Origin of the sequence: Thalassotalea algicola, from assembly GCF_012932965.1 — a bacterium.
GTDB classification, from domain to species: domain Bacteria; phylum Pseudomonadota; class Gammaproteobacteria; order Enterobacterales; family Alteromonadaceae; genus Thalassotalea_F; species Thalassotalea_F algicola.
The window spans coordinates 109,670-127,815 of the sequence record NZ_JABBXH010000006.1 but is presented as its reverse complement, the minus strand read 5'-3'; the positions used below and the strand labels follow the sequence as shown (position 1 = coordinate 127,815).

General features: G+C 41.5%; 14 protein-coding genes. 8 read left to right on the top strand and 6 right to left on the bottom strand.

The genetic code is table 11. The annotated features are described in order from the left end of the window. Positions 1 to 78: 78 nt before the first annotated feature. The 4 genes from acs to HII17_RS16345 all read right to left on the bottom strand — a co-directional run bounded on the left by acs (position 79) and on the right by HII17_RS16345 (position 4,336). A complete protein-coding gene (gene acs, locus HII17_RS16360) occupies positions 79 to 1,977 on the bottom strand; it encodes an acetate--CoA ligase (RefSeq protein ID WP_169076443.1) in 1,899 nt (632 codons plus the stop codon). A 171-nt stretch (positions 1,978 to 2,148) separates the two neighbouring features. Then, positions 2,149 to 3,042, bottom strand: a complete 894-nt coding sequence (locus HII17_RS16355; protein ID WP_211185394.1) for a sterol desaturase family protein — start codon at positions 3,040 to 3,042, stop codon at positions 2,149 to 2,151. A gap of 6 nt (positions 3,043 to 3,048) precedes the next feature. Next, on the bottom strand, positions 3,049 to 3,666 hold the full coding sequence (locus HII17_RS16350; protein ID WP_169076442.1) for a hypothetical protein: 618 nt from the start codon (positions 3,664 to 3,666) through the stop codon (positions 3,049 to 3,051). 85 nt (positions 3,667 to 3,751) lie between these two features. Further along, positions 3,752 to 4,336, bottom strand: a complete 585-nt coding sequence (locus tag HII17_RS16345; RefSeq protein WP_169076441.1) for a TetR/AcrR family transcriptional regulator — start codon at positions 4,334 to 4,336, stop codon at positions 3,752 to 3,754. 158 nt (positions 4,337 to 4,494) lie between these two features. Between HII17_RS16345 and HII17_RS16340 the strand changes: the two genes are divergently transcribed. The 3 genes from HII17_RS16340 to HII17_RS16330 are packed head-to-tail and all read left to right on the top strand — an operon-like array spanning position 4,495 to position 8,975. After that, the gene (locus HII17_RS16340) at positions 4,495 to 7,575 is read left to right on the top strand and encodes a YncE family protein (RefSeq protein WP_211185393.1); all 3,081 of its coding nucleotides are present in this window, start codon (positions 4,495 to 4,497) and stop codon (positions 7,573 to 7,575) included. Positions 7,576 to 7,604: 29 nt separating this feature from the next. After that, positions 7,605 to 7,805, top strand: a complete 201-nt coding sequence (locus HII17_RS16335; RefSeq protein WP_169076440.1) for a hypothetical protein — start codon at positions 7,605 to 7,607, stop codon at positions 7,803 to 7,805. A gap of 33 nt (positions 7,806 to 7,838) precedes the next feature. Continuing rightward, the gene (locus tag HII17_RS16330; protein WP_169076439.1) at positions 7,839 to 8,975 is read left to right on the top strand and encodes an aromatic ring-hydroxylating oxygenase subunit alpha; all 1,137 of its coding nucleotides are present in this window, start codon (positions 7,839 to 7,841) and stop codon (positions 8,973 to 8,975) included. 3 nt (positions 8,976 to 8,978) lie between these two features. Here the strand turns inward: HII17_RS16330 and HII17_RS16325 are convergent, their stop codons facing one another. Continuing rightward, positions 8,979 to 10,184, bottom strand: coding sequence for a helix-turn-helix domain-containing protein (locus HII17_RS16325; protein ID WP_169076438.1), 1,206 nt, complete (start codon positions 10,182 to 10,184; stop codon positions 8,979 to 8,981). Between the two features lie 248 nt (positions 10,185 to 10,432). Between HII17_RS16325 and HII17_RS16320 the strand changes: the two genes are divergently transcribed. Genes HII17_RS16320 through HII17_RS16310 form a run of 3 tightly spaced genes read left to right on the top strand, consistent with a single transcriptional unit; the run spans position 10,433 to position 14,741 of the window. Next, positions 10,433 to 11,860: a PDZ domain-containing protein gene (locus HII17_RS16320; protein ID WP_169076437.1), complete on the top strand. Its 1,428-nt coding sequence runs from the start codon at positions 10,433 to 10,435 to the stop codon at positions 11,858 to 11,860. Between the two features lie 31 nt (positions 11,861 to 11,891). Beyond that, positions 11,892 to 13,019 (top strand): hypothetical protein, encoded by a 1,128-nt coding sequence (locus HII17_RS16315; RefSeq protein ID WP_169076436.1) that lies wholly within the window; start codon positions 11,892 to 11,894, stop codon positions 13,017 to 13,019. Between the two features lie 18 nt (positions 13,020 to 13,037). Beyond that, the gene (locus tag HII17_RS16310; protein WP_169076435.1) at positions 13,038 to 14,741 is read left to right on the top strand and encodes a TolB-like translocation protein; all 1,704 of its coding nucleotides are present in this window, start codon (positions 13,038 to 13,040) and stop codon (positions 14,739 to 14,741) included. A 182-nt stretch (positions 14,742 to 14,923) separates the two neighbouring features. On the opposite strand, the gene HII17_RS16305 is transcribed toward HII17_RS16310, so the two are convergent. Continuing rightward, complete coding sequence (locus HII17_RS16305; protein ID WP_169076434.1) at positions 14,924 to 15,697, bottom strand: trypsin-like peptidase domain-containing protein; 774 nt, start codon at positions 15,695 to 15,697, stop codon at positions 14,924 to 14,926. Between the two features lie 223 nt (positions 15,698 to 15,920). On the opposite strand from HII17_RS16305, the gene HII17_RS16300 reads away from it, so the two are divergent. Continuing rightward, a complete protein-coding gene (locus tag HII17_RS16300) occupies positions 15,921 to 16,826 on the top strand; it encodes a hypothetical protein (protein ID WP_169076433.1) in 906 nt (301 codons plus the stop codon). 25 nt (positions 16,827 to 16,851) lie between these two features. Continuing rightward, complete coding sequence (locus HII17_RS16295) at positions 16,852 to 18,135, top strand: DUF885 family protein (RefSeq protein WP_169076432.1); 1,284 nt, start codon at positions 16,852 to 16,854, stop codon at positions 18,133 to 18,135. Positions 18,136 to 18,146: the final 11 nt, after the last annotated feature.

Here is an 18,146-nt window from a genome sequence, read left to right as displayed (position 1 = left end):
TAATACGCTTGTTGTAATAATTGTATTTATGATTGTAATTGTAAAAGTAGGGCATCAAAGATGCCCCGTATTGGTTTTCTATTCTTCTAAGGTACTTAAGTCACCTTCGTCTTGACCTAATGCACGTGCTTTTAATACACGGCGCATAATTTTTCCTGAGCGTGTTTTCGGCAACGCATCGACAAATTCAACGGCTTCCGGTGTCGCAATTTTGCCCATTTCATTACCAACATGAGCGCGAAGTTCCATAGACAATTCTTTGCTTGGCGCTACACCTTGTTTCAAAATCACGTAAGTGTGAATTGCATTACCTTTAAGTTCATGTGGTAGGCCAACAGCCGCAGCTTCACTGACTTGTGGGTGACTTACTAAAGCACTTTCGATTTCAGCGGTACCTAAGCGGTAACCACTTACTTTAAGTACTTCATCCATGCGACCAATTACCCAGATGTAGCCATCTTCATCTTTCTTTGCGCTGTCGCCAGCTAGGTAACGCCAGTTGCCGTTATCGTCTTGCGACCAATACAACTCTTTGTAGCGCTCAGGGTCTTTAAATACGGTACGCGCCATACCAGGCCAAGGATTGTTAACAATTAATTTGCCTTCTTCATTGGCAGGTACTTCATTACCGTCGTCATCAACTATGGTCATAACATTGCCGAAGAATGGTTTAGTAGCAGAGCCCGGTTTTAACGGTGTTACTGGCAGTGGACAAATCATGAAACCACCGGTTTCTGTTTGCCACCAAGTATCGATAATTGGACACTTGTCTTGGCCAATGACATGGTGATACCAACGCCATGCTTCAGGATTAATTGGTTCACCCACACTACCGAGTAAGCGTAAGCTTGATAAATCATGTTTTTGCGGCCAACGATCACCGAAGCGCATTAAGCCACGAATAGCGGTAGGCGAGGTGTACAAAATGTTAATTCCGTAATTCTCAATAATTTGCCACCAACGGTTAGGGTAAGGGTAGTTTGGAGCACCTTCATAAAGCATGATGGTAGCGCCATTAATTAGTGGGCCATAAACAATATAGCTGTGGCCGGTAATCCAACCTGGGTCAGCGGCACACCACCATCTGTCTTGTGGCTTAATATCAAACGCCATACGATGGGTTGTTGAGGTATAAACAGAGTAACCACCATGCGTGTGTACCATTCCTTTAGGCTTACCTGTTGTTCCTGACGTATAAAGAATGAATAGTGGATCTTCTGCATCAGTTTGTTCAGTGTCACACTTGCTACTCGCAATTGGCAATGCTTTCAAATCATGTAGCCAAAAGTCACGTGCTGGCTCCATTTCAACGTCAAGCTCGTTGTTTTTAACACAAATACATACTTCGATACTTGGCGAGCGCATCATGGCGTCGTTTGCAATTGATTTTAGATCAATTTGCTTACCGCGGCGCCAGCCACCATCTGCAGTAATTAATACACGAGATTGTGCGTCATCGATACGAGAAGCCAATGCTTCTGTACTAAAGCCACCATAAACCACTGAGTGAATGGCACCAATTTTTGCACAAGCAAGCATCGCAAATACGAGTTCAGGGATTTGTGGCATGTAAATCGTAACGATATCGCCTTTCTCAACCCCCATACTTTTTAGTACGTTAGCGAATTGGCAGACTTCTCTGTTCAAGCCGTTGTATGAAAAGTTACGAACTTGGCCGTTTTCACCTTCCCAGATAATCGCCATTTTGTTGCGATTAGCATTTTCTAAGTGACGATCAATAGCGTTGTGAACAATATTGATTTCGCCACCATCGAACCATTTATAAAATGGAGCGTTCGATTCATCTAGCACCGAATCCCATTTTTTATACCAGCCTAAAGTGTCGGCTTGCTCTGCCCAAAACTCTTCACGATTTTCGACAGAATGCTGGTAAAGCGCTTCATATTCTGGAACGTTCGCTTGGTTAATGACTTCTTCGCTCGGATAGAAAATGTCAGCTTGTTTAGATTCAGTCATTGTATTTCTCCAGCTGTTAGGTACAGCAAATTAACTTTAATGAGTTAAAGGTAGAGATAAGTGACTATTTATTAAATTAGACCTAAGTCTATATCGTAGTTTTTTAGGGGTAGACTTTAGTCGTAATAGAAGAGGAAAGACCTTAGCCTTTCCTCTTTTGATTGGTAAATACTATCGATTGTTTGCTTTTTCTTGTTGCCATGCCCAAATAGGCGGCTTAACCAATAGTTTCATGCGATAACTCCAATTCGGCGCATGCCACAATTGTTTGGCTAATTTCACATAACCGCTAAAGAAAATTTTAATTGGGTTAACGCTGTTTACCGGTGGGTAGATGCCATAAGTAACTTTTTCTTCTTCTTTTGCAAAGGTGCCGAACATGCGATCCCAAATGATAAAAATGCCCGCATAGTTTCTATCTAAATATTGCTTGTTGGTCGCATGGTGCACTCGATGGTGTGAAGGCGTATTAAAAATCGCTTCAATGGGACGAGGCAGCTTTTTCACCGTTTCAGTATGTAATAGTGTTTGATATACCTGCACTATCACTTCAGATAGGAAAATGATAAATGGATTGAAGCCAAGCACCGCTAACGGTAAATGAAAAAATAAAGGGAATAGCCAGTCTAATGGACCATGGCGGTAAGCTACCGAAATATTGAAATGAGGTGAGCTATGATGCACGGTGTGTGTCGCCCAAGCAAAGCCGTTTTTATGAAGAAAACGGTGCTCCCAGTAATACGCAAGATCAGCCAATACAATGCAACAAAGAATAGTCCATGGCGTTAATGGTAAGTCAACTAACCGAAAGTTTTCATAAACATAGAAAAACACGCCAGCATAAGCCGCAGCGACTAATGCCACTAACAAGATAAATGCCCCTAACGTAATAAAATTAGCGACACTATCGCCCAGCAAATTTCGTGTAAACTTTTTCTTAACGGCATAGCGAATCATTTCAACGACAAAAAGCGCTAATGCGATCACTAAAAACCAATCATCGATAAAGGCTTCTAACCACCAAATATCATCAGTACTGAAAGTAGATGTTAAGAATTCCATCATGTGCTCCTAAAGATATTTAACCAGTACTTCGGCAGATATTGGTTGGCTGTTTTTGTCTAAGTAGTGAACTTCTACCACTGAATGAACACGTTGTCGGTAATCGATTTTTTGCCAAGCGGTAGCTAGTTCAGCTGTTGTATAAGTATTTTTTGCTAACAATTGTTGGTATTTACCTGCTATCTGCGCGGTAGCTTTAGACGATGGTTTAACCATATTGGCTAAATAACCGATAGAAACGTCAGCTGACTGATAATTTTTACCGAAGTTACGATAATAAACATAGACCTTGTTTGGTTGATTTATCAACCTAGCATGTAATAGTGTTTTATCGTCAAATGTTTGCCAAAGCTGGGCGATATTATTTAAAGCTATACGCTCGCCAACGCCAGTTATATTTAAATTAGTCAAGCTGATTTCAGTGCTGCTGTCTTTTGGTTTTTGTACGATAAACTCAGACGATCTAATTTTTACATTTGAATCGATAGTTTGTTTTACTGGCTTAGTGACTTTCTCCTGCGCTGATTGCGCTGGCGCTGAATTAGCTTCAGGTATTTGCAATAGGGCGATACTCCAAACAGAGCCGATAATTAAACCCGTAGTAAGTAAAGAACCAAACAACTTCATGACTACTCCACATTAAATTGGTGACTTGATTGCGGAGTAGTTTATTTTAAAGATAATAAATTGTCAATATGAAAATTTATAGGGGTTAGTTATTCGATAGTGTACTGCACAGTAATTTGGTACTGAGTTTTAATTGGTGAACCTGTTCAATAAATTTTAACGGCAATAAGGATTCAGCCATTAAATAACTGGCATAAATGCCATGGCTAACAAGGCTAACCTTGTCGTCGCTAGCATCAGGATAATCGACCTTAAGTGCGTCAGATACATGTTGATGGAACTCTAGCATGATGTGCTGTTGATCCTCTTTAATTGGAGAGAGTCGTTTGGCTTCGGAAAATATTGCTTCACCAATAATTGTCGCATTCACTCTGTCAGCCGAACCCACTGTAAATAAAGCATCTATCATAGCTTCACTTCTATTTGTAGCGGGCAGCCAGGCGACAATTTGCTGCCATTGATCACTGTATTTATCGCGCCAACGTTTACTTAACGCACAAATAATATCGTCTCGATTACCGATATAGTGGCGTAAAATAGTACGCTTCATTCCGGCTGTTTCTGCAATGCTTTCCAGAGACGTTGCCTGAATGCCGTGCTTCAGAATACACACTTCTAGTGCATCGAGAATTTCTTCAATTCTCTGTGGTGCCAAACTTGGCCGAGCCATAATGAACCCCTTCAGTTGTCATTTTTTGAAACTATAGCAATTTCTTTTTAAATTGTCATGTTGACAATTAATGGGTTGTCGATCTAAAGTATAAATTGTCAATGTGAAAATTTACTTCTGCTTGTCTAAAAACGTTATGCAGATGTTGAGGGAGTATTATGAGTAGAGCTTTTTGTTATTTATTAGGTTTAGCGCTGATAGGGTGCGGAAGTAGCACAACTAAAAGTGAAAATGAGCAGCCGGTAGTAGAACCTAATCCGCCAACTACGGTTACACCACCAGAGCCCAAGGCCGATTTTATTGGCTTTGAATCAGCGCCAGTTCGACCAATTGCACAAACGAAAGATGGTAATACCTTACTAGTGACCAATACGTCTAATAATACGCTTGAGCTATTCGCGATGAATGAAGCTGGCGAACTTGACTATATAGAGTCGGTTGACGTTGGCTTAGAGCCTGTAGCGGTTGCTGTTCATGAAAATCATGCTTGGGTAGTAAACCACTTATCTGATTCAATCAGTATTGTCGACCTATCTCAATCGCCGGCTAGAGTTATTCGTACCTTACTTGTCGGTGATGAGCCAAGAGATATTGTTTTTGCGAAAAATAAAGCGTTCATTACAACTGCGCATCGTGGCCAGCAAAGGAATAATCCAAAACTTGCTAATGTGAAAGGTGCTGGCGATCCACAGTTACATACTGCTGGAATTGGTAGGGCAGATATCTGGATATTCGATGCTCAAATGTTAGGGGAAAACTTAGGGGGTAAACCGTTAGAAATTACTTCTATGTTTGGTGACACACTAAGAGGGCTGGTGGTATCGCCTGATCAAAACACGGTATATGCTGCGGTATTGAACTCTGGCAATCAAACGACTGCGGTGCATGAAGCTGTGATGTGCTATGGCTATGAAGATGATGAATATGGTGCTTATCCTTGTCAGGTTCTAGACGGTAAAAGCTCGCCAAATGGTTTAGCCGATGGCTATTTGCCAGGTGGTAGAACGGCTCCAGGTGTTAACGCCGATGGTGAGTATCAACCGTGGACTAGCATGATAGTGAAATACGATCGTGATTCTGGTCAATGGCGAGATACCAAGGGCCGTAACTTTTCTAACGGTATTCGGTTTCATTTGCCAGATAACGATGTGTTTGCAATAGACACTGACAGTCACAACACTATCGCTTCGTATCAGCATGTTGGCACTACATTATTTAACTTAGCGGTTAGCCCGACAACGGGCGAGCTTTTCGTATCAAATACCGACGCAAATAATGCGACTCGATTTGAAGGTCCAGGTGATTTCGGTGGCTCAACTGTTCAAGGTAATATCGCCAAAAGCCAAATTAGTGTTATCACCCCGCAAACAGGCGCAGTTAAAGCAAGGCATTTAAATCGCCACATCAATTACCAAGACTTAAAAGGTAATGGCGATATTAAAGCACACAGTTTGTCTACACCGTTGCAATTAGCGGTAAGCAATGATGGACAATGGCTATACAGTGCCATTATTGGTTCCAACAAAGTGGCCGTTATACCTACCTCTCAGCTTACAAATGATAATTATTGGGACGGTGAAGGAGAAGAATTCGACCCGTTGCAACTGAGCAGCGATTATTTGTCGATTATCGGCGGGCCAGCTGGGTTATTACTTAACGAGGAAAAACAGTCACTTTATGTGTTTACCCGCTTTGATAATAGCCTTGTACGTGTTGATTTAGCGAGTAAACAAGAAACGCAACGAATTGCGATGGCGACAACCGAACCAGAAGACTATATGGCAGGTCGCGCGATGCTTTATGATGCTAATCGCTCTTCTTCAAATGGCGAGTCGTCATGTGCAAGCTGCCACATTTTTGGCGATACCGATCATTTAAGTTGGAACTTAGGCAATCCAGATGCCAGCAATGGTGCAAATCCGCAACCTTTCCCAACCGAGAATTTGTCTGAATTAGGCTGTTTATTAGTGGGTCCTGATGAGGCAAGCTGTCAGTTACTAGAAATTATCAACGGTAATGGTAATAAGCGCAGCTTTGCTTCGATGAAAGGGCCGATGGGCACCCAAACCCTACGTGGTATGCAGCATCATGGGCATATGCATTGGCGAGGCGACCGTTCAGTTGGATACTTTGGTGACGATGTTGCACAAACGCTAGATGAGCGTAAGTCTTTCAAAAACTTCATCGTCGCATTCGAAGGCCTACTCGGCTTAGATATTGAATTACCTGCAACGGTCGATGCAAATGATAAATCTGCACAAGTTGTTGCGCTTGAACAGGATATCGATAAGTTTGCCGACTTTATGTTGAAAGTTGCTCTGCCACCTAACCCAGTTCGTGGCTTAGATAATTCGCTTTCTGCTTCCGCTCAGCTTGGTGAGCAGTTCTTCCATGGTGAACGTCGTGCAGATGGCGCCGCAGAAGATACATCGCTTAACGGCGATAGCGTTGATGGCGTAAATTGTCAGGGATGTCATGGTGTGGATCATGCCAAAGGCTTTTATGGTAGTCGCGGTGAAATTGCTCATGGTGGTGAAATTCAAATCTTAAAAGTGCCGCAACTTAGAAACTTGTATACCCGCGTCGGTATGTTCGGTCTACCTGATAGAGAAGGCTTCCTTCCTTCGCATACTAAGGAACATCAAGGCGATCAGATCCGTGGCTTTGGCTTCCTACATGATGGCGCTACCGATCAACTACTTAACTTTCTAAAAGGCGGCGTATTTGATAACGGTGAAATTGGTTGTCCAGAAGGTGCTGACGAACGCTATGGCTGTCACTTTAACGATGGTGAAATTGGTATTCCAGATGAAGAAACTCGCCAAGGCTTAGTGGATTATATGATGGAGTTTGACAATGACTTGGCACCAATTGTTGGCCAACAAGTTACGCTGAATAGCCAATCCGTAGATCAGGTAGAGGTAAGAGTGCAATTACTTGAGCAGCGGGCCCAAACACCGTTTGTTTCTAAGCTATTAGGCGGAGAAGTGACTGAATGCGATTTAATTGCGCTAGGTGTGATTGACAATGAGAAACGAGGCTTCTTTTTTGATGTAGCGCAGCAAAAATATCGCAGTGATAAAGCGTCTGAGGCACTTTTATCTTCAGATGAACTGATTACCTTGGCGATATCTGAACAAAATAGCCTAACCTTAACTTGTACAGTACCTGGCAAAGGCTGGCAAGCTGCGCTAGACAATAATTTAGATGGTATTTTAAATGCCGATCAATCTTTGTAAAAGAGGCTGGAAAGTAGAGGAGACTGAATATGTTGATGGATTTACCTTATAGCTATTGGTTAGGTTTTGCTCTGGTGCTTTGGTTGTTGGTCGATTTGGTAAGAGGGGTTGCCTATATTTGGCAACCTTACAGTCGAGCAGAGCAACCCGGTATGTATTGGCTAACGATGTTGGTTTGGGGAATAGTTGCTGCTTCTTGCTTTATCTACCCTCATTGGCCATTTGCTTAACTATTCATTTGTCTAGGAAAAGGGAGCGAGATCATGAATCAAAATCTACTGTCTGCACAAGATTATACCGATGAGCAAACATTTGCCTTAGAGCAGCAAAAGTTGTTCTCGAATACGTGGCACTTTTGCGGCTTGGCTGAAGATTTAAGCCAGCCTAATGAGTATTTAACTGTGCAAGCTGGTAATAACAATCTTTTGGTTTATCGCAATGAACAAGGTGAATTAAACGCGCTGCACAATATTTGTCGTCATAGAGGAATGCAGTTAGTTGAAGGTAAAGGTAAGTTAAAGCGCACCATTTCTTGCCCTTATCATGATTGGACCTACAGCCAAACGGGCGAACTAAAGTCGATGCCTAAGCAAAAGCAAGACTTTGAAGGTATAGATAAAAAATGCTTGTCGTTAAAGCAGGCGCAAGCAGGAATATGGCGAGGAATGATCTGGGTACACCCAGATCCTAAGGCAATTGCTTTAGCTGAATTTTTTGCGCCGATGAATCAACACCTTGCGCCATACGAAGTGGAGCAGCTGATTGAAGCCAAGGATTATGTCATTGAAGAAACTATCCATGCCAACTGGAAGCTAGTGGTAGAAAACTATATCGATCATTATCACCTCGCACAGCTTCATGCTGGCACGTTAGCCATGTATGACCATCACCAAGCTGAGTTTGGTTTTGCTGGCGAGCATTTTTACTTTTGGGAGCCTTTAACTAAAGACTATCACACTGATATTGCTAAAAATTCACCTTATCCGATGCTAATGGATAAAGATGATATGAGACTAGGCGCTTGGGTACCTATGTTATTTCCATGTATAGGTTTGGCTGAAACTGAATCGAGTTGGTCGGTATTTCAGATTATTCCGTTAGCGGTTAACAAAACTAAAGTGGTGATTCGTAGCAAAGTAAAAGATTGTTCAATGATGGAATACCTTAAGCAAGCAAGTTCCTCGTATAGTTACTGGCAACGAAAAGTGAAAGGCAAATACCAAAGCTATGATGAAACACACGCTTTAGGTAGCGGTGATTTCATGAAAGAAGATATCTATGTTTGCGAGCACTTACAAAAGTCACTCGCTAGTCCTTATTTTGAGTTTGGCCCGTCGGCAAGTCATGGCGAATTGCCGATTCGGGAGTTTCAAAAACGGGTATTAACATGGCGTAGTTAACAGCTAGCTGGCTTGTCTATGGCGCTTTTTGTAGTTTGATGCGGTGCAATTCATCTGCTCTTTAAACGCTTTATTAAATGTCACTCGATTGCTAAAGCCTGACTCTAGTGCAATACGTTCAATGGACCAATTAACTTGTTCACTTTCCAATAAGTGCGTAGCGTGTTGCACTCGATACCCGTTAACTAGCTTATAAAAGTTTGTCTTCATTTGTTGGTTGATCACTTGAGAAACGGTGTGCGATTTCATCTCTAGTGTTTTAGCTAGCTCTGTTAATGTTAATTTATCATCTAAAAACAATTGCTGACTTTCCATCGTTTGCTCTATGAGTTTAGCTATTTCATTGGCGGCACTTTCTGGTAGCGCTGAGTGAATGTATTTAACTTTTTCTTGCTGAGGTACATTGGTTTTGACAGCATTCCCGACAGGTTGCTCAACAGAGGTTAAAAGACGTTCCTCTTGAGTGAAAATCATATTGGGTTGTTGCAAGCCAGCAAAGCCCATTGCTAGCACTAATCCCGCGATAAATAACAGCCATATTTGGCTTACTTGATTTAAAGTACCAAGGTCAAAGTACTGATTAGCGATAAACAATGAAACCCAAGTCGCTTCTAGAAAAATAAATGCGATAGTCAGCAAACGAAGTTGCTTAACAATGTCGCCACTATTGTCGCTGCGTAGATTGTCTACTGTTTCTGTGAATTGTCCTAATGCCCGCCAAGATAACCATAGATAAGCGGTTAGGTGTGCTTTGATTGCCAACAATCGGAAGACAATTTCGGTAGGTAATTTTCGATAACTTCCATCAGAATTTGCAATCATTTGCCACATAGCAATTTTTGCTTCGGCATCTCTAAAAACACTAGGGCTATTGAGAAAGAACCAAACGGCTAACCATGGCGTTAAATGCAGTAACCATTGCTGCCAGTTTAGCGCTGGTTGACCGGATACTTGGCGTACATAGCCATAAAATACTGGACCTAAAACCATCACCATTGCCGGCATTAAATCGAGAAGGTGAGGGACAAAGCGATATAAACCTGAATATGTCGCGCCGCCTTCGAAAAGTTTATAGGCGAGTATTGCAACTACCATTGATAAAACGCGGCCAGGTTTTGCTTTTTCACTCCGCATCCATAGCGCAACTGCCAACATTGCTGCATGACTACAGGCGATAAAATAAATAACGCTTAGTAAGGTGTTGTCCATTAATCTCTCAAACTTTGTGAAATAAAGTGCGTTAAGCTGCGCAGTTATTTTGGCATAGCCCAAAACGCATAGTCTAAATCATGTGGTTAAAGTGTATTAGCTATATAAACAGCAAATGTAAACTTCGGCTTAGTTTATCAAGTTGTTACGTATTTGCATCTGCACAATTGGTAAGTCTTAATCGAATTTATCATTATTCTCTTTCTCTCCATTCACACTTTACAGAACAACAGATAATTGGAAAGAACATGGAAAGCGTAAAACACTACCTGAGCTTACTGACACAGAGCTTACTGATATTATTGAGCATAGCTTTTTGTTCGATAAGTGCAGCTGAGCCTGCTGGCGAACAACAAAATTTATTAACACATTCACCTTCAACTTCAACGTTAACTCGAAGTAGCTTTCTTGGACTAATCCCGCAATCTGCTCAGCTAGGTGATGCCGTAGTGATTGACAACTTGCATCCGCAAGGCACTGCTCAAGCACTAGAATTAAAGCAAGGAGATACGCTGTTATCAATTAATGATAAGCCAATAGCAGACTTTCCTGAACTTGTGGCTATTTTAAACACTATTGATGCTGGAATGGATATTTCGGTAACCGTTAAACGAAATGAAAAGCCAATCACATTAACCGCAGTAGCTCAGTCTCGCCCATTAGAGACTGGAAAAGACTATGATGTTGAATATGGCGAATTTGGTTGGCAACAAGAACGTATTCGCACCATCACATATCACCCAGATAAACGAAGAAAAGACAATGCAGCGGTCCTATTTATACAGGGGTATACCTGCGGCTCAATTGATTATGGCATGCTGCCAGATGTCAGCCTTACACAGTTACTTGGTCGTTTTGCCGATGCTGGCTTTACCGTAATGAAAATGGAGAAGCCAGGTGTCGGTGATAGTCAAGGCCAATTGGATTGCCAAACTTACGATTTTAATGTTGAAAATGCGGCATTTGTCGCAGGATTAAAACACTTAAAACAACAAGCAAATGTTAACTCATCCAATGTTTTTGTTTTTGGTCATTCTTTGGGGGTATTACATGCCTCAATAATTGCCGAGCAAGGTTTAGCAAAAGGCGTTATTGGCTATGGTGGGGTGGCAAAACCTTGGATTGACTATGTGCATGATATCTACAGCAAACAATCCACAAAATATTGGGGTGTTTCAAATGAGCAAGCTAAAAAGAATCTAGAAACCATCTCGCCATTTTTAAATCTGTGGTTAGGCACCGATCAGTCGTGGGCCCAGATTGCCTCGTCACCAGCGGCAAAGAAAGTTGTCGCAGAAGACCTGCTAGCGTTGGGCGATGAGCAAATATTAAATCGTCATTTTAGTTTTTTTAGAAGCGTTAACCAACATAACTTCCAACAAAAATGGGCTAATACCAAAGCGCATGCGCTGATGCTGCACGGTGAGTATGACGTGCAAGCAATATCAGGTGATTGGATACAGCAGGTTAAGCGGCTTGTGAACGAAAATACTGCCTTTTCTAGTCAAACGTATGCATTTGAACGAACCGACCACGGGCTGATGCAATACCAAAATAAAGAAGAACTGATGAAGGCCACTCGTGGTCAAGCAAGAGGTTTAGGGCGCTTCAACCAGAATATCGCCTCCAAGTCGCTGCGCTGGATGGAAGATTTACTAGCGATAAACGCTGATTAATACCACGCCACCAAATTAATAGGAAAACTCTATGAAAAAGCTACTAGTTGCGCTAGCGATTGCTAACACATGTATGACATCGCACGCCTTTGCTGAAAATGAAAAACACTTTCGTCACATCATGTTTCGCGAAACGCCTTTTGCACCTTATCGCGGCATTTACCCAATTAACGAACAAAAAAGTGAAGCGGTGACTCACTACGAGTTTAAATACGATGACAAGCAACGTGTCACACAGATTACTCGAAAAATTGACGATCATGTCATTGATAGTATGGGGGTTTGGGATTCGTTTATTTGGTTTGCACCGCAAGTCAAAATCAGTTATTTGCCAGGCAAAGAGGTACACACCTATTTCAACACTAAAGGTGAACAAATATCGGCTCATGGTGCTGTTTGGCAAGCGATATATCAGTTAGGTACTAGCGGCAACCGCCAATCACTTGAGTTTTTTGATAAAGCCGGTAAAGCGGTTGAGAGCGAATGGCATGTTCACCGCTACGAATGGCGACCAAGTGAAGATGGTCATGTTTTTGAGAAGCGCTTTAATCTTGCTGGTGAGCAGGTTACCTTGCGTCCTGAGTTTAAGTTTCATGAAGTTAAGCTTGAATATGACAATGATGGCAAGCTGGTATTTGTTCGAAATTTTGGTACGAAACACCAACCAATCAACAATGATTCAGGTGCGGGTATTGACCGCATTACTTACGATTTAAACGGCAATTTCATACGCTGGCAGGTTTATGGAAAAGATGGCAATCCAGTGGAGGGTAATCGACCTAGGGTTCACTTAGGAGAACATTTATATGACAGCAAGGGCAATAAGATTGGTTTACGTGGCTTTGATCGCTTTGGTAAGCAAATTGCTTTTTCTTGGGGCGCATTGTCGCATGTTTACCGTTATAACGAGCAAGGGATTCAAACTGAAACTAAAAGTTATAAGGCTGATGGCTCATTTCAGGAACATTTTGTTTATACCTTTAGTGAGCAAGGAACTCGACGTACATCATTAACTGCACTGGATGCTGACGGTAACCCAACCAATGATCCTAGGTTAAAAGGCGCGGCAAAGGTCACGTATCAATACGATGAACAAGGGCGCGCTGAACCCAGCTTCTTTGATTATAAAGGCAAAGAACTCGCTGTGGAAAGTGAGTAGTCACTATAAGGGTGTGCTATGAAAAATAATGTAATGTTAATGTTAGTGCTAATAGGGGCTACATCGTTTACTTTTGCTGCAAGTGGAGAAATTGATTGGGTAGAAAAAGTACATAATGACATTAATACGACGACGTTTAATAACAGCTTGTCGCCAGAAAATGATCGCATGTATTTTACGCAAGTTGCTAGCGACTTTTCTGGTATTGGAATTTATGTTGGTCACCTAAAGCATGGCAAGGTCACTAAGGTAAAACCTCTACAAATAAACGGAATGGATTTACAGGGCACAGATGTTCACATTTCGCCCGATGGCACAAAGCTGCTTTATAGCGCTCGATCAGGGTTTAACTCTGACGAACCACTGGCTGACTACGAGTTATATATGAGTGAAAAGTCGGACAACGGTTGGGGAATACCAAAGCTACTACCTAAGGCGATTAACTCTTCGTCAGATGAATTTTATCCTAGTGTAACTAACAAAGGTGATATCTACTTCGCCCGTCGTATTGAAGGGGATAACTTAGATATCTTTGTCTCGCGGTATGAAAACGGTAGTTATCAAACAGCGAATAGACTAGGTCAAGAGGTAAATACCGGCATTTTAGAGGGAGATGCTTTTATTGCACCGGATGAAAGTTATTTAGTATTCGCGCGCATGAAAGCATCAGATTCAATGGGCATGACAGATTTGTATATCAGCTATCGTCAAGCGAATGGTTGGACAAAAGCGGTTAACTTGGGTCCGAGTGTTAATAGTATTGGTATCGACGGAAGTCCGTTTGTAAGTAGTGATGGTCGCTGGTTGTACTTTACGTCTAATCGTGAAAGTAAATCGCCAGAAAAATTTGATAACCAACTGGGCTTATACCGCGTGCCGTTTGGCCCTGCACCTGTGCTGCTCGATTTGTCGTCTATCGATTACGGTAGCAGTCTTTCACGTGACGGAACGTATATGTATTATTCTAATGCGAGTGCAGGTTTTAGCTCGCGCCAATTGATGCAAGCTGAATTACAGCAAGGGCAAGTCGTAAAGCAATCTCCTTTGTTACTAGCTGGTAAATCGTTTCAAGGTAGTGATGTACAGTTAAGCCCAGACGGCAAAAGCTTGTTATTTAAAACAAGAAAAAATTTTGGTCGTTTGCAAGGAAGAAAAGATGGCAATATCTATATAGCTGAGCGCTCTGGAGATGGCTGGGGTCAACCAGAGCCTTTACCTGATACAGTAAATTCAATGGTAGATGAGTATTACCCGTTATTAACAAATAGCGGCAATCTGTACTTTTCTAGACAAACAGCAGCGCAAAGCTATGACTTGTACGTGAGTGAGTTTGTTGATGGAAAATACCAGCAAGCTAAACCACTAAACTCTAAAGTTAATACGCCTTACTTGGAATCTGATGCTTATATATCGCCTGACGAGCAGTTCATGGTATTTGTGCGTATGTATGTAGAGAGAGACTATGGTGTATCTGATCTGTATATCAGTTATCGCGATCAGAGCATTAGCAATATAGCCCAAAGCTGGTCTGAGCCAGTAAATTTAGGTGCGCATTACAACTTTGAAGGGGTTGATGGTAGCCCTTTTATTAGCCATGACCAACGATGGTTATATTTTACGTCTAATCGAACAAGCGACCAGCCTAGCGAGTTTGATGAGCACTTAGGTATTTATCGCATGCCATTTTCATTACGGATTGAGGTAACTAGTGAAAGTCGTTAATTATGTGCTGTGAAGAGTTTTAACTATTTGTTGTTGCTGATGTGAATAATGTGCGAGTTTTTCGCTCGAAGAACTGCACATTTTTCCAATATAAAAGACCAATAAAAAGCCAGTTAGGGAAGTTAAGGCAAAAATGAGCAGCTTCTTCATCGTCGTAATTTCAGGTAGTAAATTGACTAAAATTAAACGCGCTTAGCGCTAATTTTAGCGAGCACCTTGCTTAAGTACTTCAAGTTGGCAGGAGCAAAGTCAAACCCTTCACTAGTTTGAGACTTAAGCACGTTTGAGACAATACCAACAACTTGATTATTTGTATCTAAAACTGGACTGCCACTTAAACCTCTTAATTTATCCATTTGTAGATTGTCTAGTTTCATCCGCAAGTTATTAGGCTCATAAGCAATAAATTGGCCTTGATAGGTATCTTGCTGACATTGTTGTTGATTTACATAAGCACAACCATAGGCAGTGAGTGTTTCTCCTTTGGTTACTTCACTTTCTCTTAGTGTCAGCGGCGTTAGTGGCGAGTGATTCTCTATTACTTCAAATACTAACCAGTCTTTTTGCAATATTTTCATATCAATAGCTTCAGTAATATCTGCATTGAGCAACCTACCTAAAACAATATATTCATTTGGCGATTGTTTAGGGTGAATGCGCCATTCTTTGACATGTTTTTCTATTGCAACATGTTTCATTTCAGGTGTTTTGGCTTCAAACAGCGTATGTTTTACGGTAACAGCGTAGAGCTTATCGGCCACTGAAATGAGGAATCCGTTACCAGCAAATGTTTTGTCATATGCTGTTTGGTGGAAGCTTATGTTGTTCACGCCAGAATATTGCACAGTGTCTTGTGCGTGGGCACTGGATAAAATAAACGAACTAGAGATGCACAGAGAAACTGCAAAGCTGACTTTAACGCTGGCTTTAGCGAGTGAAAGGGGTTTTAAAAGCATAATTTAATGTAAGTCATGTTATTGGTAAATTGAGTATCTTATTACGCAAATAAAACTTGATAACCTCGTTGCAAGTTAACTCATTTTACTTTCAATATTTCTTAGATTATCGCCAACATTAGATAAAGTTAATAGAGCTTTACAAAAAGTCATATAACTAAGAGTAGCCTGTCATTTCCAAGACCAGAAAGATTCATTTCACACTTTTATTGGAATACGAGAAATGCACAAACACATATCAATGCCTGCCGATAGAGTCACTAACATCTTAATATTTTTTTTAGTGTTATTAAGCTTTATGAGTACGAATAGTTACGCTCAACCCAAGTCTACCGAAGTGTCCTTTACACAATTGCAAAATAGGCCGGTTGTTTATATTCGCCTTAATAACAGTGAGCCGTTGCTGGTTATTTTAGACACCGGCTTAGGACGGGGATTGATGCTTGATGATAAAGTCGCGAAACAGTTAAATTTGACGGCGCTTGAGCAACAAACCGTAGATAATTTAGGTATGGGCATGCTCAACTTGCAGCGTTATCAGTCAAGCGAAGCAATAATTGGTGATTTTCGCTTTACGATAGATTCGATAAATGGTGATGAAAACTTGCCTAGAATGCTAAACATGATGGGTGAAGATGCTCAAGGTAATCGCCCTGTTGGCGTGCTAAGCCTTTGGGCATTTGAAGATTTGGTTGCGAGCATAGATTTAATGAACAAAACGTTAAGCTTAGCGACGGAACAAAAGCTCGATAGTCGAGCGGACAACGTTATTTCGTATCAGCAAACTCAGCGTTTACCTTTATTCCCTATTGAAATTAGTCAGCGGTCATATACTGCTCATCTTGACTCGGGCTCGCCCGCTTCGCTCATTATGCCGTACGCTATGGTAAATGATTTTGAATACCAAGTTGAACCTGCGCTTAAAGGTAAAGCTATGACGGCAGGGAGGGACCATAATATTTGGACTGCTACTCTTAAAGGAAAGGTTGTGTTTGCTGGTATCGAACTTGACGATCCCGAGGTTTTGTTTATGGATGGCTTACCGCAAATCAATATTGGTTTAGCCATGTTTGAGCAAGCGACAATAGTGGTGGATACTCAAAACCACTTAATGGAAGTTATTCACTAATACTAAGGCCGTAGGGAGCAATGCTATGAATGTTTATTCGCTACTAAATTATTTCGCATTACTATTGGCGTTGGCTACCTTATCGGTGTCACATGCTGGCGAACCAAAAATCAATCAAACCCAGCTAGTTGATGATTTGGTAGAGCACTATCAACGGTTAGCACTCGCTCCTGTCTCGTTAGATTTTGCTGGTTTTTATCGCTCATTAGCACATAGCGAAAGTGAATCACAAACAAGGCTTATTCAAGCGCTAGAAAAACAAATTAACGAGTTCTCTAGCCATCAGCAAACATTAAGCTTTTGCGACGCTCAATCAGTTGCGAACATTCGCTTTAGTGTCGCGCTAGCGAAAGAGCGAAAAACCTTGGTAACAAAGCTAGCAGAACATCAGGAACTGGACTTTGAAGGACGGATGCATTTGCTTCCTGATGGGAGAACTTGGTATTTACATTGGCTAAAAAGTTGGCTTTATGACGATGTTGAAATTAATGAATTGAAACACTTTGCTTACCAAGAATTAGCAGATGTTAACGCCAAGCGCCTTGCACTCTCAAGTCAGCAAATGCCACGCAGCATAAAAGAATTTCATATTGATAATCATGACGATATTGTTCGCGTATTTAAAGATAAGGAAAGCATGGTAAACCAGCAGCTTAAACAAGTGATGGGTACAAATTATACTGCCCCCCCTGTCAACATAGCTCGTTCCAATTTACCAAAGAGTTTTCCTGCGCCAGGCATATACGATGCTGCTAACCAACGATTTATTTATCATACGCAAGGCGAATATCTAGCAGCAAAACACATGGATTGGCTGTTCCTGCATGAAGCCGTACCCGGTCATCACTATCAAAGCCAGTTTGTTGAAGAAAAGGCGACATGTCCAGATGCACTTGCGATTGGCTCTACTGTTTTTAGCGAAGGTTGGGGAGCTTATGTTGAAACGTTAGGTCAGCAACTCGGGTTGTTCAAAGACCACGATAGCATTGATTACGCATTAGATTGGCAAGCGCTAAGAGCAGTTAGAGTGCTTATTGATATCGGTATTCATTATGAAGGTTGGAGTGATCAAAGAGCTCAAGCACTATGGCAAACTTATATTCCTGAACAATCTGCAATTATGCATCGAGAGATTTCGCGGATAAAACAGTGGCCAGTACAAGTGATTACCTATGTTTACGGTAAACGAGAAATTATCAAGGCGATAAATCACTGGCAAAAAACCGAACCTCAACTTTCAATAGATGCTATTCATCGTAAATTACTTAGTCTTTCTAATTTATCGTTAACAAGCCTCACGATGACATGAGGCTTTAGTCG